The organism is Streptomyces sp. NPDC007095 (assembly GCF_040634475.1).
Classification (GTDB): Bacteria; Actinomycetota; Actinomycetes; order Streptomycetales; family Streptomycetaceae; genus Streptomyces.
Genome location: NZ_JBEYFS010000137.1, coordinates 1 through 16,516, shown reverse-complemented (window position 1 = coordinate 16,516; position 16,516 = coordinate 1). Strand labels below are relative to the sequence as shown.

The 16,516-nt window shown below is 72.8% G+C and carries 16 protein-coding genes and 1 pseudogene; 11 read left to right on the top strand and 6 right to left on the bottom strand.

The window, feature by feature from the left end:
• Positions 1–100: 100 nt before the first annotated feature.
• Positions 101–1,339 (top strand): molybdopterin-dependent oxidoreductase, encoded by a 1,239-nt coding sequence (locus tag ABZ656_RS36400; protein WP_360273839.1) that lies wholly within the window; start codon positions 101–103, stop codon positions 1,337–1,339.
• Positions 1,306–1,854, top strand: a pseudogene (locus ABZ656_RS36395) (hypothetical protein); the annotation flags it as partial. The gene ABZ656_RS36400 and the pseudogene ABZ656_RS36395, both read left to right, overlap by 34 nt.
• On the opposite strand, the gene ABZ656_RS36390 reads toward ABZ656_RS36395, so the two are convergent.
• The 3 genes from ABZ656_RS36390 to ABZ656_RS36380 are packed head-to-tail and all read right to left on the bottom strand — an operon-like array spanning position 1,737 to position 3,960.
• The gene (locus tag ABZ656_RS36390; protein WP_360273836.1) at positions 1,737–2,597 is read right to left on the bottom strand and encodes a methyltransferase domain-containing protein; all 861 of its coding nucleotides are present in this window, start codon (positions 2,595–2,597) and stop codon (positions 1,737–1,739) included. The pseudogene ABZ656_RS36395 and the gene ABZ656_RS36390 overlap by 118 nt on opposite strands.
• A complete protein-coding gene (locus ABZ656_RS36385) occupies positions 2,594–3,214 on the bottom strand; it encodes a TIGR04282 family arsenosugar biosynthesis glycosyltransferase (RefSeq protein WP_360273833.1) in 621 nt (206 codons plus the stop codon). Before ABZ656_RS36385 ends, ABZ656_RS36390 begins: the two co-directional genes overlap by 4 nt.
• Complete coding sequence (locus ABZ656_RS36380) at positions 3,211–3,960, bottom strand: glycosyltransferase family 2 protein (protein ID WP_360273870.1); 750 nt, start codon at positions 3,958–3,960, stop codon at positions 3,211–3,213. The genes ABZ656_RS36385 and ABZ656_RS36380 overlap by 4 nt, the downstream gene beginning before the upstream one ends.
• Before the next feature lie 175 nt (positions 3,961–4,135).
• On the opposite strand from ABZ656_RS36380, the gene ABZ656_RS36375 reads away from it, so the two are divergent.
• On the top strand, positions 4,136–4,906 hold the full coding sequence (locus tag ABZ656_RS36375; RefSeq protein ID WP_101399360.1) for a response regulator transcription factor: 771 nt from the start codon (positions 4,136–4,138) through the stop codon (positions 4,904–4,906).
• Between the two features lie 164 nt (positions 4,907–5,070).
• Complete coding sequence (locus ABZ656_RS36370) at positions 5,071–6,201, top strand: HAMP domain-containing sensor histidine kinase (RefSeq protein ID WP_101403608.1); 1,131 nt, start codon at positions 5,071–5,073, stop codon at positions 6,199–6,201.
• A gap of 59 nt (positions 6,202–6,260) precedes the next feature.
• Here ABZ656_RS36370 and ABZ656_RS36365 read toward each other — a convergent pair whose 3' ends face one another.
• Positions 6,261–7,256, bottom strand: coding sequence for an NAD-dependent epimerase/dehydratase family protein (locus tag ABZ656_RS36365; RefSeq protein ID WP_101399362.1), 996 nt, complete (start codon positions 7,254–7,256; stop codon positions 6,261–6,263).
• 196 nt (positions 7,257–7,452) lie between these two features.
• Here ABZ656_RS36365 and ABZ656_RS36360 point away from each other — a divergent pair, with 196 nt between their 5' ends.
• The 6 genes from ABZ656_RS36360 to ABZ656_RS36335 all read left to right on the top strand — a co-directional run bounded on the left by ABZ656_RS36360 (position 7,453) and on the right by ABZ656_RS36335 (position 13,952).
• Positions 7,453–9,174, top strand: coding sequence for an LCP family protein (locus ABZ656_RS36360; RefSeq protein ID WP_180361972.1), 1,722 nt, complete (start codon positions 7,453–7,455; stop codon positions 9,172–9,174).
• Between the two features lie 72 nt (positions 9,175–9,246).
• Positions 9,247–9,894 carry a hypothetical protein gene (locus tag ABZ656_RS36355; RefSeq protein WP_101399364.1) on the top strand — a complete coding sequence of 216 codons (648 nt, stop codon included), beginning with the start codon at positions 9,247–9,249 and terminating at the stop codon, positions 9,892–9,894.
• 32 nt (positions 9,895–9,926) lie between these two features.
• Positions 9,927–10,478, top strand: a complete 552-nt coding sequence (locus ABZ656_RS36350) for a hypothetical protein (protein WP_360273826.1) — start codon at positions 9,927–9,929, stop codon at positions 10,476–10,478.
• Positions 10,479–10,534: 56 nt separating this feature from the next.
• Complete coding sequence (locus ABZ656_RS36345; RefSeq protein ID WP_101399368.1) at positions 10,535–10,897, top strand: metalloregulator ArsR/SmtB family transcription factor; 363 nt, start codon at positions 10,535–10,537, stop codon at positions 10,895–10,897.
• Positions 10,890–13,643 (top strand): magnesium-translocating P-type ATPase, encoded by a 2,754-nt coding sequence (gene mgtA, locus ABZ656_RS36340; protein ID WP_360273822.1) that lies wholly within the window; start codon positions 10,890–10,892, stop codon positions 13,641–13,643. Before ABZ656_RS36345 ends, mgtA begins: the two co-directional genes overlap by 8 nt.
• Before the next feature lie 72 nt (positions 13,644–13,715).
• A complete protein-coding gene (locus tag ABZ656_RS36335; protein WP_180361973.1) occupies positions 13,716–13,952 on the top strand; it encodes a hypothetical protein in 237 nt (78 codons plus the stop codon).
• 39 nt (positions 13,953–13,991) lie between these two features.
• On the opposite strand, the gene ABZ656_RS36330 is transcribed toward ABZ656_RS36335, so the two are convergent.
• Complete coding sequence (locus ABZ656_RS36330; protein ID WP_360273819.1) at positions 13,992–14,690, bottom strand: LCP family protein; 699 nt, start codon at positions 14,688–14,690, stop codon at positions 13,992–13,994.
• Positions 14,691–14,836: 146 nt separating this feature from the next.
• Here ABZ656_RS36330 and tatA point away from each other — a divergent pair, with 146 nt between their 5' ends.
• The gene (gene tatA / locus ABZ656_RS36325; RefSeq protein WP_101399372.1) at positions 14,837–15,154 is read left to right on the top strand and encodes a Sec-independent protein translocase subunit TatA; all 318 of its coding nucleotides are present in this window, start codon (positions 14,837–14,839) and stop codon (positions 15,152–15,154) included.
• Between the two features lie 57 nt (positions 15,155–15,211).
• Here tatA and ABZ656_RS36320 read toward each other — a convergent pair whose 3' ends face one another.
• On the bottom strand, positions 15,212–15,679 hold the full coding sequence (locus ABZ656_RS36320; RefSeq protein WP_360273816.1) for a DUF5990 family protein: 468 nt from the start codon (positions 15,677–15,679) through the stop codon (positions 15,212–15,214).
• Between the last annotated feature and the right edge of the window lie 837 nt (positions 15,680–16,516).

Genomic DNA, 16,516 nt, shown 5'->3' with positions numbered 1-16,516 from the left:
GCCGCGGACCGGCCGCCGGAGCCGCGGCAGGAGTGGACGTCAGAGTTTCGTCATGGTTCGCGGACCCGTTCGGGGGGTGTCGCGGTCCTACGGTCGGGGCATGCCACGGTCTCCCTCCTCCCCCGCGTTCTGGCGCAGCCCCTTGCGCGGCCCCTGGTTCACCTCGGTGCTCGGCGTCGTCCTGCTCGGCGGCATCACCGTGCTGTTCGTGACGGGTCTCGTGTCGTACGCCGCCTACAACCCGAACCTGTCGCCGGTGAACGACATGACCCCGGACAAGGGTCTGCTCGGCTTCTACCTCTTCTCCTGGCCGACGAACCCGTCCTGGCTGTACCGCCTCACCCAGGGCGTCCACGTCACCCTCGGGATCACGCTGATCCCCGTACTGCTGGCGAAGCTGTGGTCGGTCGTGCCGAAGTTGTTCGCGCTGCCGCCCGCCCGGTCGCTCGCGCACGCGCTGGAGCGGATCTCGCTGCTCCTGCTGGTCGGGGGCGCCCTGTTCGAGTTCACCACCGGCGTGCTGAACATCCAGCTCGACTACATCTTCCCCGGCTCCTTCTATCCGCTGCACTTCTACGGGGCCTGGGTGTTCTTCGCCGCGTTCGTGGCGCACGCCGTGCTGCGGGTACCGGCGGCGCTCCGCAATCTGCGCCGCCTCCGGGACGAACACACCCCGGAAGAAGGGGAGTTGGTCTCGCCGGACCCCGCCCAGCCCACCGTCTCGCGGCGCGGTGCCCTCGGGGTCGTCGGCGGCGGATCGCTGCTGCTGTTCGCCACGACGGCGGGCCGCAGCTTCGACGGGCCGCTGCGGGAGACGGCCGTACTCGCGCCGCACGGCGGCCCCGAACCGGGCAGCGGACCCGGCGGCTTCCAGATCAACAAGACGGCCGAGGCGGTCGGCATCGACATGCGGGAGACGGCCGAGGAGACATGGCGGCTGGTCGTCGAGGGGCGCGGGCGCACGGTCCGGCTGAGCCGGGGCGAGCTGCTCGAACTCCCGCTCCACAGAGCCGCGTTGCCCATCGCCTGCGTGGAGGGCTGGTCGACCTCCGACCAGTGGTGGCGGGGCGTACGGCTGCGGGACCTGGCGCGGCTCGTCGGATACGAGGAGGGCGCGGCGCCCGATGTGCTGGTGGAGTCGTTGCAGCGGCACGGGGCGTTCCGGCACGCGGCCCTGCGCTACAACCAGGTGCGCGACCCGCGCTCCCTGTTGGCCCTGTTCGCCAACGGCGAGGCCCTGACCCCCGACCACGGCTATCCCGCGCGGATCATCGTCCCCGCGGCGCCCGGCGTGCTCAACACCAAGTGGGTGGCCCGGATGACGTTCGGAGAACTGTGATGCGACGGCCTGTGATGCGACGGCCCGTGATGCGACGGTCTGCGGTGCGACGGTCTGCGGTGCGACGGCCCGCGGTGCGACGGCCGTTCGGGAAGCCTGTCCTGGGCGGTCCGCTGCAGATCCTGCTGCCGGCCTGTTCGTTCGCGCTCGCCGGGTACGCCGGGGTGCGGCTGCTCGCAGGGGACCGGTTCGGGGTGGCGCTGTGGTTCGTGGGGGTGGCGGTCCTCCACGACCTGGTGCTCGTTCCGTTGTACGCGGGGGCGGACCGGGCCGTGGCGAGGGGTCTTGGCGCGGTCGGCCGCCGGGAGTGGACGGTCTACGTCCGGTTCCCGGCCGCGTTCTCGGCGCTTCTGCTGCTGATGTGGTTTCCGCTGATCAGCGGGCAGATGGCGGAGCACTACCGGTTGGCCACCGGGCTCTCCGGCGACGACTTCCTGGACCGCTGGCTGCTGATCACGGCGGTGCTGTTCGGGGGCTCGGCGGCGCTGTTCGTACTGCGGCTGCTCCGGTCGTCCCGGTCGTCCCGGTCATCGCGGTCGTCGCGGTCGTCCGGGCCATCGCGTCCGTCGCGGTTGCGCAGGGCGACGAACGAGCGGCCCCCGGCCGACCACTGACCCTCCCGGCGCCAGCCCGCGCGTGCCGCGTGCCGGAGCAGCGCCGGGGTGCCGAGGCGGGCCCACGGGAAGGCCGGCCCGTCCGTACGCCGGGGGTCGGTGACCCGGACGATGTGGACGCTGACCCGTTCGTCGACGTCCACGTCCGCGAGCGTCTCGACGATCAACAGCCCGCCGGAGGTGAGGAGTTGGGCCATCCGGCGGAGCAGGGCGGCCGGGTCGCCGCCGATGCCGACATTGCCGTCGAGGAGGAGCGCGGTGTCCCAGCGGCCCTCACCGGGGAGCGGCTCGAAGACGGAGCGCCGCAGGGCCTGGCCGCCGAGCCGGGCGGTGTGCGCGACAGCCGCCTCGCTGACGTCGATACCGAGCGCGGGCCGGCCCCGGGCGGCGAGTTCGGCGACGAGCCGCGCCGGCCCGCAGCGGACGTCGAGCACGGTCCCCTCGCAGCGCCCCAGCACGGTCAGGTCCACCGCGTCGGCCCGTGCGCACCAGCGCTCCACCTCCAGGGGCAGCAGCCAGCCGTCGGTGCGCCGGAGGAAGAGCGGGCCCCGGCCGGTGACCAGGGCGTCCGAGTAGGGGTCGGCGGACCAGGGGCGCGGGCCGGGCACCCCCGGCGGTGTCGTCGTCCCGTGCGCGGTGCTCATCGTCCGGTGGCCGTCCGCAGACGCCCGAGCTCGGCGGCGAAGCGGCTGCCGGGCGGCGCGAGGGTGGCGACCGCCTCCGCGTCGGCGGCCGTGTCGACGTCCCGGAGACGGGGCAGGTCGCGCACGCGCAGCCCGGCGGCGACGAGCCGCTCCCGCTGTACCGCACCCGTCGAGGGCGTCGACATCGGCACGCCCCGCAGAAGCTCCGGATCGGGGGCGGCGAGCCCGAGGGCCCAGAAGCCGCCGTCCTCGGCCGGGCCGAAGTACGCGTCGCAGCCGGCGAAGTCCACGGTGAGGAGCTCGGGTGTCACCTGCGGTGTGTCCATGCCGATGAGCAGCGCGGGCCCGTCGCAGCCCGCGAAGGCGGCGGCCAGCCGTTCGTCGAGGCCGCCCGCGCACTGCGGTACGACGTCGAAGCCGGCCGGCAGCCAGTCGCCGGCCGTACCGTCGAGCACGAGCACCCGGCGCCGTGCCGGGGTCGCCGCCACCGTGCGCAGGGTGTCCACGAGGGACGCCTCGGCGAGCAGCGCCGCCTCCCGGGGTGTGAACGGCGGGGTGAGCCGGGTCTTGACCCGTCCCGGCCGTGGTTCCTTGGCGATGACGAGGAGCGTCGTCACTGGCTGTTTCCTCCCTGGGAACGGGGATCCGCGGAGGTGAGGGAAGGGGCGAGGGCGGCGTGGGCGTGGCGTGGCGGCGCGGGCGGCTCGGCGAGGACGCGGCGCATGTCCCGTACCGCCTGCCAGGTACCGCGCCAGGTGCCGGTGACCTTGGAGGCGCCGGTGCGCGGCAGGTAGGGCACGTCGTGCTCGGTGACGCGCCAGCCGGCGTCGGCGGCGCGCACGACCATCTGGAGCGGATAGCCGCTGCGGCGGTCGGTGAGGCCGAGGGCGAGCAGCGGTTCGCGGCGGGCGGCACGAAGGGGGCCGAGGTCGTGCAGGCGCAGTCCGGTGCGGCGGCGGAGCATCCAGGCGAGGGCGAGGTTGCCCGCCCGGGCGTGCGCGGGCCAGGCGCCGGGGCCCTGTGGGCGGCGCCGCCCGAGCACGAGGTCGGCCTCGCCGTCCTGTACCTCGCGGACGAAGGGCAGGAGCCGGGCCGGGTCCAGCGAGGCGTCGCAGTCGCAGAAGCACACGATGTCCGCGGTGGCGGCTCGCAGACCGGCGTGGCAGGCGGCGCCGAACCCGCGGCGCGTCTCGCGCACGACGGTCGCGCCGAGGCCGCGGGCCAGTTCCGCCGAGCCGTCCGTGGAGCCGTTGTCCACGACCAGCGCGCGCCACCCGGCGGGGACGCGGGCGAGGACCCAGGGGAGGGCCTCGGCCTCGTTCAGACAGGGGAGGATCACGTCGACCGGACGGGGGAGGACCACGTCGACGGGCGCCGGGTCCGTGTCCGGGGGCTTGCCGGGGTCGGGTTGGGGAGAGGTCGTCACGGCTTTCACCCTACGAACGCGAAAGGGAGATATCGGACTTCGGGTCCTTACGAAACACGGACGTCGCGGCGGGATCGCGGCACGCGGGTGCGGCCGGTGGGACGCTGGATTCATGCAGCAGCCGTACGAATCCGCAGGTACCGGACCTGCCCCGGGCGGGCCAGGGCGGAGCGCCCGCGTCCTCGTCGTCGACGACGATCCCACCGTCGCCGAGGTGGTCTCCGGCTACCTCGACCGCGCCGGGTACGTCGTGGACCGTGCCGCGGACGGACCCGCCGCGCTCGCCCGTGCCGCCGCGCACTGGCCCGACCTGGTGGTGCTGGACCTGATGCTGCCTGGGATGGACGGCCTGGAGGTGTGCCGCAGGATGCGCGGCCACGGGCCCGTTCCGGTCATCATGCTCACCGCCCGCGGTGACGAGGACGACCGGATCCTGGGCCTGGAGGTGGGCGCCGACGACTACGTCACCAAGCCCTTCAGCCCCCGCGAACTGGTCCTGAGGGTGGAGTCGGTACTGCGCCGCAGCCGCCCCGCCGCAGGCGCTCGCCCCCTCCGGCTGGCCGGTCTCGCCGTCGACCCCGACGCCCGCCGCGCCACCAGGAACGGCGAGGATCTCGCCCTCACCATCCGCGAGTTCGACCTGCTCGCGTTCTTCCTCCGTAATCCCGGCCGGGCGTACAGCCGCGAGGACCTGATGCGCGAGGTGTGGGGCTGGGACTTCGGCGACCTGTCGACGGTCACGGTCCACGTGCGCCGGCTGCGGGGCAAGGTCGAGGACGATCCGGGCAGACCACGGCTGATCCAGACGGTGTGGGGGGTCGGTTACCGCTTCGAGGAGCCCACGCCCGGCGAGGCCCCGACTCCCCGAGAGGAAGCGGTCTGACCATGCGAGCCATGCCCCTCACACACGCCGTGCAAGCCGCACACGCCGTGCAAGCCGCACACGCCGCACACGCCGCATACGCCGTGCAAGCCGCACACGCCGTGCAAGCCGCACACGCCGTGCAAGCCGCACACGCGGTGCGAGCCACACACTCCATGCAAGCCATGCAAACCGTGCACTCCACGCACGACATGCTGCTCATCGCCCTGTACGCCTTCCTCGGTGCCGCCGTGGCCGGGCTGCTGGGCGCGGGGGCGCTGTGGCTGATCCGGCGCCGGTCGCTGACCGTGTCCCTCGCCGTCGTCGCCGCCGTGGCGGTCACCGCGATGCTCGCGGGGACGCTGGCCGTCGCCTGGGCGATGTTCCTGTCCTCGCACGACCTGGGCGTGGTCACGACGGTGGTGGCCATGGCGGCGGTGGTGTCCCTGGCGACGGCGCTGTTGCTGGGGCGTTGGGTGGTGGCCCGCAGCAGGGCCCTCACGCTGGCCGCGCGCTCCTTCGGCGACGGCGGCGACTTCGCGGCCCCCGAGGGCCCCGCGACCGCCGAACTCGCCGCGCTGAGCCGGGAGTTGCAGGCGACCAGTGCGAAGCTGGCCGAGTCCCGCGACCGTGAACGCGCGCTGGAGACCTCCCGTCGTGAACTCGTCGCCTGGATCTCGCACGACCTGCGCACCCCGCTCGCCGGACTGCGGGCGATGTCGGAGGCACTGGAGGACGGGGTGGCCGCCGACCCGGACCGCTACCTCCGGCAGATCCGCACCGAGGTAGAACGCCTCAACGACATGGTCGGCGACCTCTTCGAACTCTCCCGCATACACGCCGGGACCCTCGCCCTGTCCCCCTCCCGCATCTCCCTCTACGACCTCGTCGGCGACGCCCTCGCGGGCGCGGACCCGCTCGCCCGCGAGCACGGCGTACGCCTGGTCGGGGACCGTATCGAGCCGGTGCCGGTCGAGGTGGACGGCAAGGAGATGAGCCGGGTGCTGGGCAATCTCCTCGTCAACGCGATCCGCCGGACTCCGGCCGACGGCACGGTCGCGGTCGCCGCCGAGCGCTCGGACGCGGGGGTCGTCCTGTCCGTCACCGACGGCTGCGGCGGCATCCCGGAGGAGGACCTCCCGCGTGTCTTCGACACCGGCTGGCGCGGCACCCACGCCCGCACGCCTCCCGCCGGAGCGGGCCTGGGCCTGGCCATCGTCCGGGGCATCGTCGAGGCCCACCAGGGGCAGGCCGCCGTCCACAACGTCCCCGGCGGCTGCCGCTTCGAGGTCACGCTGCCGATGGCGAGGGCGTGAGGCGGGTGCCCATGGCGAGAGCGTGAGGCGCGGGCCCCGGCCGCTGTTCTCCTGCTCCCCTACTCCCCGCGCAGCCTCGCCGTCGCGAACTCCCTCATCCCCTCCGCGAAGTCGGTCTCGGGCTTCCAGCCCAGTTCGGCGCGCAGCCGTGCGGAGTCGGCCGTGATGTGGCGTACGTCGCCGAGGCGGTACTCCCCGGTCACCACGGGCTCGGGCCCGCCGTGGGCGGTGGCCAGGGCACGGGCCATCTCGCCGACCGTGTGCGGCTCGCCGCTTCCGGTGTTGTAGGCCGTGAGAGCCCCGGCGCGCGAACCCGCCTCCAGGGCCGCCACATTGGCCGCGGCCACATCCCGTACGTGCACGAAGTCCCGTCGCTGCCCGCCGTCCTCGAAGACACGCGGCGCCTCGCCCCGGGCCAGCGCGGACCGGAAGAACGAGGCGACCCCCGCGTACGGGGTGTCGCGCGGCATCCCGGGCCCGTACACGTTGTGGTAGCGCAGCGACACCGCCGAACCGTCCGTCGACCGGGCCCAGGCCGCGGCCAGATGCTCCTGGGCCAGCTTGGTCGTCGCGTACACGTTCCGGGGGTCGGCCGGAGCGTCCTCGCGCACCAGGCCGGGTGTCAGTTCCTCGCCGCACCGCGGGCAGCGGGGCTCGAACCGTCCCGCGTCGAGATCGGCGACGGTCCGGGGCCCGGGGCGTACCGGCCCGTGCCACTCACAGCCGTACGCGCCCTCGCCGTACACGACCATCGAGCCGGCGAGCACGAGGCGGCGCACCCCCGCGGCGGCCATCGCGGCGAGCAGCACCGCCGTGCCGAGGTCGTTGCGCGACACATACTCGACCGCGTCGTCGAACCCCTTCCCCAGCCCCACCATCGCCGCCTGATGGCACACGGCGTCCATGCCCGCCAGCGCCGCGCCGACCGCCTCGGCGTCCCGTACGTCCAGGCCGTCGCGCAGGTCGAACACGACCGCCTCGTGCCCCCGCGCGGTCAGCGCCTCGACGACATGGGACCCGATGAACCCGGCACCGCCGGTGACCAGTACTCGCATAGGCCGAACGCTAGGACCGCGACCATGGCGCACGGCAGCACCGCGCCCGTCACGTCACGGGTCCGTAAGACCCTGGTGGGCGGGAGCCGTGCCGGGTCTCAGGCCGGGTTGTTATATTGCGCAACCATGCAAGTGAGGCGCCCCGCAACGCCTGACGTATGCCTGAACGGCCCGACCGTTTCGTGGGAGTGCGAACATGACTGACCTTGGGGACGCCCCCGCCGGCAACGCCACACGCACCCACGCACGCGGGGTGCCCCGGCAGCGCCACACCTCCGGTTCCGCGCCCTCCCGTTCCGCGCCCTCCCGGAGGGGGTCCCGTGCGCGTCCCAAGGTCGGCGCGGGGCGCCGGGCCCGGCCCGTAAGCCGAGGCAGGCGGATCCTGCGGACGGCCGCGATATCGCTGTCGGTGCTGGTCCTGGCCACGGCGGGCGTGGGGTGGTGGTTCTACGAGCATCTGAACGGCAATCTCCACAGCGTCCCGCTGACCGACGGCACGGGCGACAGCGCGGGCAAGGAGAAGGCCGACTCCTTCGGCAGGACCCCGATCAACCTCCTGGTGATGGGCAGCGACGGGCGTACCAACGCGAGCGACTGCAAGCTGGGCGGCGGCTGTTCGCAGACCGGAGTGCAGTCCGGGTCCAACGCGGACGTGGAGATGGTGATGCACATATCCGCCGACCGCTCCAACGCCACCGTGATGAGCATCCCCCGCGACACCGTGACCACGGTCCCCGCCTGCAAGGACACCGAGACCGGCGTCTCCACGAACGGCTACACCGGCATGGTCAACAGCGCCCTGCAGTACGGGCCCGCCTGCCAGGTGGCCACCGTCCACCGGCTCACCGGCATCCCCATCGACCACTTCGTCAAGCTCGACTTCTCCGGTGTGGTGAAGATGTCCGACGCGGTGGGCGGGGTGTCGGCCTGCGTCGACAAGGACGTCTACGACACCTACTCACACCTGAAGCTCGCTCAGGGCACGCACACCCTCAAGGGCGTCGCCGCCCTGGAGTTCGTCCGCTCCCGGCACGGCTTCGGCGACGGCAGCGACCTGGGGCGCACCTACTCCCAGCACATCTTCCTCAGCTCGATGATCCGCAAGTTCAAGAGCGCCGGCACCCTCACCGACCCCACCGCCGTCTACCGCCTGGCCGACGCCGCCACCAAGGCCCTCACCGTCGACACCGGCCTGGGCACCGTCAGAAAGCTGATCGGGCTCGCCGCCGACGTGGACAAGGTCCCGGCGAAGCGCATCACCTTCACCACCATGCAGACGGCGCCCGACCCCAATGACAGCAACCGTCTCGTGCTCGCCGCCACGGCCCGGAGTCTGTTCGCCACCATCGCGAACGACCAGTCCCTGACCAGCTCGTCGGGCGCGAAGACCGCCGCGGCCTCCGCGACAGCCAAAGCCACGGCCACCGCCTCCGCGGTCCCCGCCGCGCAGATCGCGGTCACCGTGGAGAACGGCACCACCGTCACCGGCCGGGCCTCCGCCGTCGCCACCGCCCTGATCGACAAGGGCTTCAGCTCCGGCACCACCACCGGCAACGCCGCCGGCACCACGTCCACGACCACCCTCACCTACGGCAGCGGGCACAAGGCCGAGGCCCAGACCGCCGCCAAGGCCCTGGGCCTGCCGTCCTCCCACCTCAAGCAGAGCGACGCCACCGGCAGCACCGGCCTGACCCTGGTCATCGGCACCGACTGGACCAGCGGCACCGCCTACCCCGCCACCACTCCCGCACCCGCCGACACCAAGGCCGCGACCTCCAACGCCCACGCAGAGACCGCCGACCAGTCCAAAACCTGCGCCAAGGTCAGCCCGTACAGGACCGTCAGTCTCGACGGCGTCGTCATGACCCCCACGCAGGCCTACCGAGCAGCCTCCGGCACCAAGGACTCGGCACCGTGAGCCGGTGCTCGAAACCTTTGCGGATTGCCCAATCCGGGAATCATCACACTGGCGCGCGGCGACGGGGGAGACATGACGGAACCTGAGCCCTCAGGGGCTGACATCGGCTACATCAGCGTGACTTTCGAACGGGTCCTGGACCAGGCCCTGAACTCCGGGCGGATCAGCGACGCGCTGGAGCGGTCCGCCGGGACGCTCAACCGGGAACAGTTGCGCACCCGCGCGCTGCGGGAGCGCGCCGCCATCGCCGCCGTGGCGGCCGTCGAGTACCACGCGTACACCGAGAGCAAGGCCTTGGCGGCCGAGCGGACCGGTGAGCGCGACGGCGACGGCGACGGCGACGGCAACAGCGGCGGGAGCGGACTGCTCCCCGTGCTGGCGGTGTTCGTGCCGAGTTTGTCGGCCGTCGCCGCGGCGGTGTTCCTGGTGTCCGGGCTCGCCCTGCGCGCCTTCGGCGGGCGCCCCTACATCGGCGCGGGACTGCTCACGGCAGGGTTCGTCGCGGCGGCCGTCGCTGTCGGCGGCGCGGTCGCCGATCTCGCCTGCCTGCTGGTCGCGGCGGCCCACAACCCCTCCACGGTGGACGAAGGGGTGCCCGCCGGCGAGGACGCGGAGGTGAAGCGGGCGCGCGAAGCGTGGCAACTCGCCCTGCTGGAGCGCGGGATGATGCCGTTCCTCCTCGCCCGCCTCGACGAGGCCGACACCAGGGACCACGTGTGACCTACGCGTCAGGCCTCCGGCAAGAGGATCGAGTGGAATTCGAACGAGTGCTGCAGTGCGCGCTCGACGTCGTCGACATCCGTTCCGCACTGCGCCGCGACCCCACGGGAAGGGCCGCGAGACGGCTGCGGGACTTGGCTCTGCAAGCCATGGAGGAGATCGCCTCCGCAGCGGCCGACGAGTACCGCGACTACCTCGCCGCCCGTGAGACCCGTGACGCCCGCGAGGCCGCCGAAGGCGGGCCGTGGCCCGTTCTCGCCGTGCTCACCCCCGTGGTGGCCGCCGTCGCGGCGGCGGTGCTCCTGCTGATCGGGTACGGAGCGCGTCTCGCCGAGGTGGCCACCGGGTTCGCCACGTCGGTCGTCACGGCGGGCTGGGTGCTCGCGCTCACCGCGGCGGTCACCGCGTGCATCGGTCTGTGGGCCCTGTTGCGCACGGCCCTGCGCCGGCGCGAGGGCACGTCCGACGGCCGGGAGCCCGCCGGTGGAAGCGACGTGGACCGGGTCCGGGAGATATGGCGGCAGGCCCTGCTGGAGCGGGGCTTGTTGCCCTACCTGCGGAGCCACTTGGTGGCGGACGCCTAAACTGGGTCGGCGCGGACGCGGGCACGGATGCCCGGGGCGGGACAGGAGTAGAGACTGTGACGGCATACGCCGGTGGCTTCGAGGATCCGCCCGCCGAGGTGCTGGCGGACGCGGCCGCCGCGTTCGGACTGCTGGCCTCCTCGCACCGGCTGCACATCATGTGGGCCCTCGCGCAGGGCGAGAGCGACGTGACCCACCTCGCGGAGCGTGTCGGCGGCGCACTGCCCGCCGTCAGCCAGCACCTGTCGAAGCTGAAGCTCGCGGGTCTCGTCCGCTCCCGGCGCGAAGGCCGCCGACAGGTCTACTACGTCGACGATCCCGATGTCGTGACCGTGGTGCGCGTGATGGTCGGACAGCTGGCCGCACGTGCCGAGGAGGCATCGGCACCCGTACGCAGGCTGCGCGGGATCGGTGGCTGAGACGTCCGCGACGGCGGGAGGGGGCGCCGAGCGCCCCACCTCCGCGGACGGACCGGCGGCAGAGAAACCCCAGGTCTTTCAAGGCACTTCGGGCGGGGAGGAACACGGCGAGCCGACCGCGCTTCAGCTGCTCCGGCGGCTGGACAGCGGTCCGCGGGGACTGACGCAGGCGCAGGCCGACGAACGCCTCGCCCGGTTCGGGGAGAACATCCTGCCCGCCCGGCGGCCCGTTCCCTGGTTCGGGCGGTTCCTGCGCAGTCTGCGGGATCCGTTCACCGCCGTACTGCTCTGCCTCGGCCTGGTCTCGGCGCTCGTGGCCTCCTGGGGCACCGCGAGCGTGATCACCGTTCTGGTGGTGGTCAGTTGTGTGCTGCGGTCGTCCGGTGAGCACCGGGCCGACCGTTCGATGGCGGCGCTGCGCGACCTGGTCGCCAGCACCGCCACCGTGCTGCGCAGGACCGACGCGGACACGGTACCCACCGACCATGACCTCCCGGTCGACCAGCTGGTGCCGGGGGATGTGATCCGGCTCGGTCCGGGCGATCTGGTACCCGCCGACGTACGGCTGCTGCGGGCCGGCGGGCTGACCGTGTACCAGGCCGCGCTCACCGGAGAGTCGGTGCCGGTCGCCAAGTACCCGGTCGACGCGCCGGGCGCCACGGCGGGCGAGCTGTTCGAGCAGCCGCAGCTGTGCTTCCAGGGCAGCAGTGTCGCCTCCGGCAGTGGCACCGCCGTGGTCGTGGCGACCGGCGCGCACACGCGGTTCGCCGAGGGGTACCGGGACCCGGGGCGGCGGGAGGCGAGCGCCTTCGACCGGTCCGTGCACGGCATCTCCTGGATACTCATCCGGTTCATGCTGCTCACCCCGCCGCTGGTCCTGATGGCGGGCGCGGCCCTGCGCGGGCGGGGCCTGGAGACCCTGCCGTTCGCCGTCGCGGTGGCGGTCGGTATGACCCCGGAGATGCTGCCGGTCATCGTCACGACCTGCCTGGCCCGCGGGGCGTCGCTGCTGGCCCGTACGCACGGAGTGATCGTGAAGCGGCTGCCCGCGCTCCACGACCTCGGCGCCGTCGACGTGCTCTGCGTGGACAAGACCGGCACCCTCACCCAGGACCGGCCGGTCGTCGACCGCGCGCTGGACGCGGACGGCGAGGACGCGCCCGAGGTACTGCGCCGGGCTGCCGCGGCCGCCTGGTGGACGCTGCAACTCGCCGACCTGCCCGCACCCGACGCCCTCGACGAGGCTCTCCTGCACACGGCCGACGAGGACGACCTGACGGCGTACGAGGGGATCGCGGCGCTGCCCTTCGATCCCGTACGCCGCCTCGCCACCGCCGTCGTACGCACCCCCGGCGCCCTCGGCTTCCACACCCTCCTGGTCAAGGGCGCCGTCGAGGCCGTGCTGGAGCGCTGTGCGGTGGAGCCGCAGGAGCGCACACGGCTGCTCGCCCGCGCCCACGAGCTGACGGACGACGGGCTGCGCGTCCTGGCGGTCGCCACCGCCGTACGCCCCGCCCGCCACCGCGACTACACCCCGGCCGACGAACGCGGCCTCACCTTCGAGGGGTTCGTCACGCTGCGGGACGCACTGGTGCCGAGCGCGGCCTACGCGCTGCGGGTGCTCGCCGACCGGGGCGTCACCGTACGGGTGCTGACCGGAGACCACCCGGGCACGGCCGCCCGCGCCTGCCGCGACCTGGGCCTCGACCCCGGGGAGGTACGCACCGCCGCCGACCTCGACGGTCTCACGGACACCGAACTCGGCGAGCTCGCCCATCGCACCACCGTCTTCGCCCGCTGCACGCCCGAGCACAAGGCGCGTATCACCGTCGCACTGCGCGCCCGCGGACACGCCACCGGCTACCTCGGCGACGGTGTCAACGACCTGCCCGCGCTGCACGCCGCGGACGTCGGGATCTGCCCGCGCGACGCCACGGACCTGGCCCGGGAGAGCGCCGACGTGGTGCTGGCCGACAAGGACCTCACGGCGATCTCCCACGCGATCACCGCGGGCCGCTACTCCAGCGGCAACATCGGCACCTATCTGCGGGTCACCCTCTCCTCCAACCTCGGCAACGTGATCGCGATGCTCGCGGCGGGCATCCTGCTGCCCTTCCTGCCGATGCTGCCGACGCAGGTCCTCGTGCAGAACATGTGCTTCGACGCGGCCCAGCTCGCCTTCGCCTACGACCGTCCCGCGCCGGGCACCCTGAAGCGCCCCACCGTGCTGCGCTCGCGCGACCTGCTGGGCTTCATCACCGGCTTCGGCCTGCTGAACGCCGTCGCCGACCTCGCGACCTTCGGCGTCCTCGCGCTCGCCGTGCACGGGCCCGGGACGGCGAACGACGAGTCCGTGTTCCACTCCGGCTGGTTCACCGAGAACCTGCTCACCCAGGCCCTGGTGATGCTCCTGCTGCGGCTCGGCCGCCGGGGCGTCGAGGGCCGGCGGAAACCGGGTCCCGTCGGCTGGGGCGCGGCCGCCCTCATCGCCGTCGGCCTCGCGCTGCCGCTCTCCCCGCTCGGCCCGCCGCTGGGCATGACCGCGCTGCCCGCCCTGTACTACCTGCTGCTCGCCGCAGTCCTCGGCCTGTACGCGGTGGGGCTGGTGGCCACGCGGTCACGCTACGAACGCCGTCGCTCCGAGGACCAAGGCGAAGACGAGTGCGCATACGCGTACGTGTACGACCACGGGATCTCGCACAGTGATCAAGGGCCGCGCGGCGAGCGCATCCACGACGGAGGGTGACGCGGGCTTACTCTTCCCTCCAGCGATTCGCCTCGGCGCACCGGTGAACGGGCGGAAGAGAGAAGGCGGGACATGGCCGCATCCTGGACGCGGTGGCGGTGGCTCACTCTGCTGGTCCTCGCCCTGGCCCTCTACGTCATCGTGCGGGCGGCCAACACCCCGCAGGCCACCCCTTCGCACGACACCCCTCCGCGTGCCACTCCTTCGCCCGCCACCTCTTCGTCCGCCACCTCTTCGCCCGCCACCTCTTCGTCCGCCGCCACGCCGCCTGAGACCACTCGGCCTCCGGCAGACGCGGTCTATCCGTAGGACAGGTTGGAGCACACGTCGTCGTCGGCGGAGCGCGCGTCACGCGCCACCGAAGTGGGCAGGGCGGCGGGCGTGGACGTGGGTGAGGCCGGGGCCGACGTGCTGCCCGTGGTGACGTAGGCCCGGCCCAGGACGACGTCGACGCCCGCGCCCGGCACGGACTCCAGCTCGGCTCCGGGAAAGAGCCGGGCGACCGTCTGGGCCCGGGTCCGCAGGCCCGCGCCGTACTCGATCACCGTGCCGGCGCGGTTGGGGTTGAGATCCTTCTCGTACACGTCCGCCCTTGGCCGTCTGCCCCACGGAGTACGCCTCGTTGAACATCGTGTTCGGCCGTGTCCTGGTCCACGTCCCGTCCGGGAGCTTGCACGGGGGGAGGGTGACCAGTGTGTCGCGGGGGATCGAAACGGCGACGGCGTGCCGGTGGTCGGCGTAGACGTGCAGCAGGATCGCCGTGTCGGAGCGGCCGATGTCGCCCTTGTCGCCACCGCCCAGCGCGCTGTTTCCGTCCGTGCGCGCGTCCGAGCCGATGACGAGGACGTTCTCGCCCTTCGTCGAAACGGCCGGCCGGTCCTTGGAGAGGCCGTCGGCGCCGAAGGTGTCGATGTTGCCGTTCAGCTTCAGATGGATCCAGCCGAGTCCGGCCGTGCCGAGCAGGAGCACGGCCAGGGCCACGACGAGGGCGATCCGCAGGGGGCTCCGTCTGCGGCGCGGCGGCCGTGCCTGGTCGCTGGTCGTCACACGTGAGCTCTCATCCGCCCGACTCATACGTAGGGCACGCCCGGCCCCGCCCGATGGTTGTAAAGTTGCGCAATGAGGCAATGGTGACGGGCGCTGCCGCGCGTTCACGGAAGCGCCGGGCCCGGTGAAGGGAAGAGGTGGGCGGGATGCTCCGCAACGGACTGGAACCCTGGCACCTGCTGATCGTGGCGATCGTGATCATCGTGCTGTTCGGCTCGAAGAAGCTGCCCGACACCGCCCGCGCGCTGGGCAAGTCGATGCGCATCCTCAAGAGCGAGACCAACGCCATGAAGCACGACGGCACCGCACCCTCTGGCGGGTCTTCCACCACACCCCGGTCCGAGAACGCGCCCGAGGCCGAGTCCGGGAGCGTGTCCGCCGCACCGGCGCCCCACGTCGTCCAGTCCGCACCCGGCGAGACCGCGTCGGCCCGCCCGGTCGACGGGGGCACCGCAACCCGCTGAGCGTTCTCAACAAGCGTGCCCTTCGGCCCGGTTGGCCGAGGTCCGCACCCTGGTCGGCTACGAGGCGGGCTCGGCGGTCCATGTGATGTGCGGGGGTTCGACCCGCGCGCACAGGGGGTTGCCGTGCGCGTCGGTCAGGCCGAGGCGTCCGACCAGCAGGCCCTCACGCGCGGCGGCGGCGAGCACCTCGGCGGGGATGACGTCGAGCATGAGCTTGGCGCGCCGGAACATGCTGAAGACGCCCGACTCGTCGACCGTGCCCCATGACAGGTAGATGAACCGACGGCCCAGACGGTCCTGCACGTAAGGCCCTTCGACGTCCGTGCCGGCCGGCGAGGCGAGCGCGGTGCACTCCAGGGTCCAGGTCGCGGACGCGGCGTCACCGGGCTGCGGTTCGAGGAGTTCGGCCGGACGGTCCCGGCGTTGTACGGCCACGTGGATGTTGTCGTACGTGGGCGCGCCGCTGCCGGCGGGGGCCGGACAGGTGCGGCCGGGCAGGTCGACGGCGTCGATACGGATGAGCATGCCGACCATCATCCCGCCGTTCCGGCGGCGGTTCTCCACGAGCTGCCATGCGACAAAGGGGAGCTGTCATGCGACAAAGGGGACGATGTGATGAAAAACGGCGTCGCGTCTCACGGGGCGCCCCGGTGAACGAGCGGGGCGTACTGCCCAGATGGGGTGATGCGCGCACGGCGTGGCGGAGCGAGGCTTCCCCACCGGTGTCCTGTGCGACCGATGCCACGGGTGACGGAGCCGTCACGCCCCACCGGCCGCACTGGTAGCACCCGAGAGAGGTGGGAAGATGAACCGGACACGCCGTCTCGCAGCACTCACGTTCGTGGTCGTCCCCGCACTCGCGCTGGGTCCCGCGGTCGCCGCCCACGCGTCGCCCGCCGCCACGCCCGGCGCCGCGCCCCGCGCGACCTGCAACGTCGAAAGAGAGTCGAACGGCAAGTACCACCTGTGGGGTGTGGGATTCCCCGGTGGCGCCAGGGTGACCTTCTCGGGCTCCGGCACGGGCACCGTCTCGACGGACCGCGGGAAGGTTCGACGTCGACGGTCTGAGCGGAAGCAAGTTCGTCGTCAGGACGGCCCACGGAAAGACGACGCTCACCTGCGCAAAGATCAATCGCTGAGGTCTCCGCGCGCTGCGCGGTTCTGGCGCACCGTCAGCCCACCGGCCGCGAATCGGCGTGTACCCCCAGGTCCCCGACCTGGGGGTTTCGCGCGAGGCGGGACGCCGTGGAGGACGGGTCCCTAGGTGCTGTCGTCAAATTCCCGTCGTCCGCCCGGAGGGCGGGCCCTGCGGCGTCAGGTGCGTGCTCTCGGCGTGCCGGGCACAGGCCCTCGTACTGGACG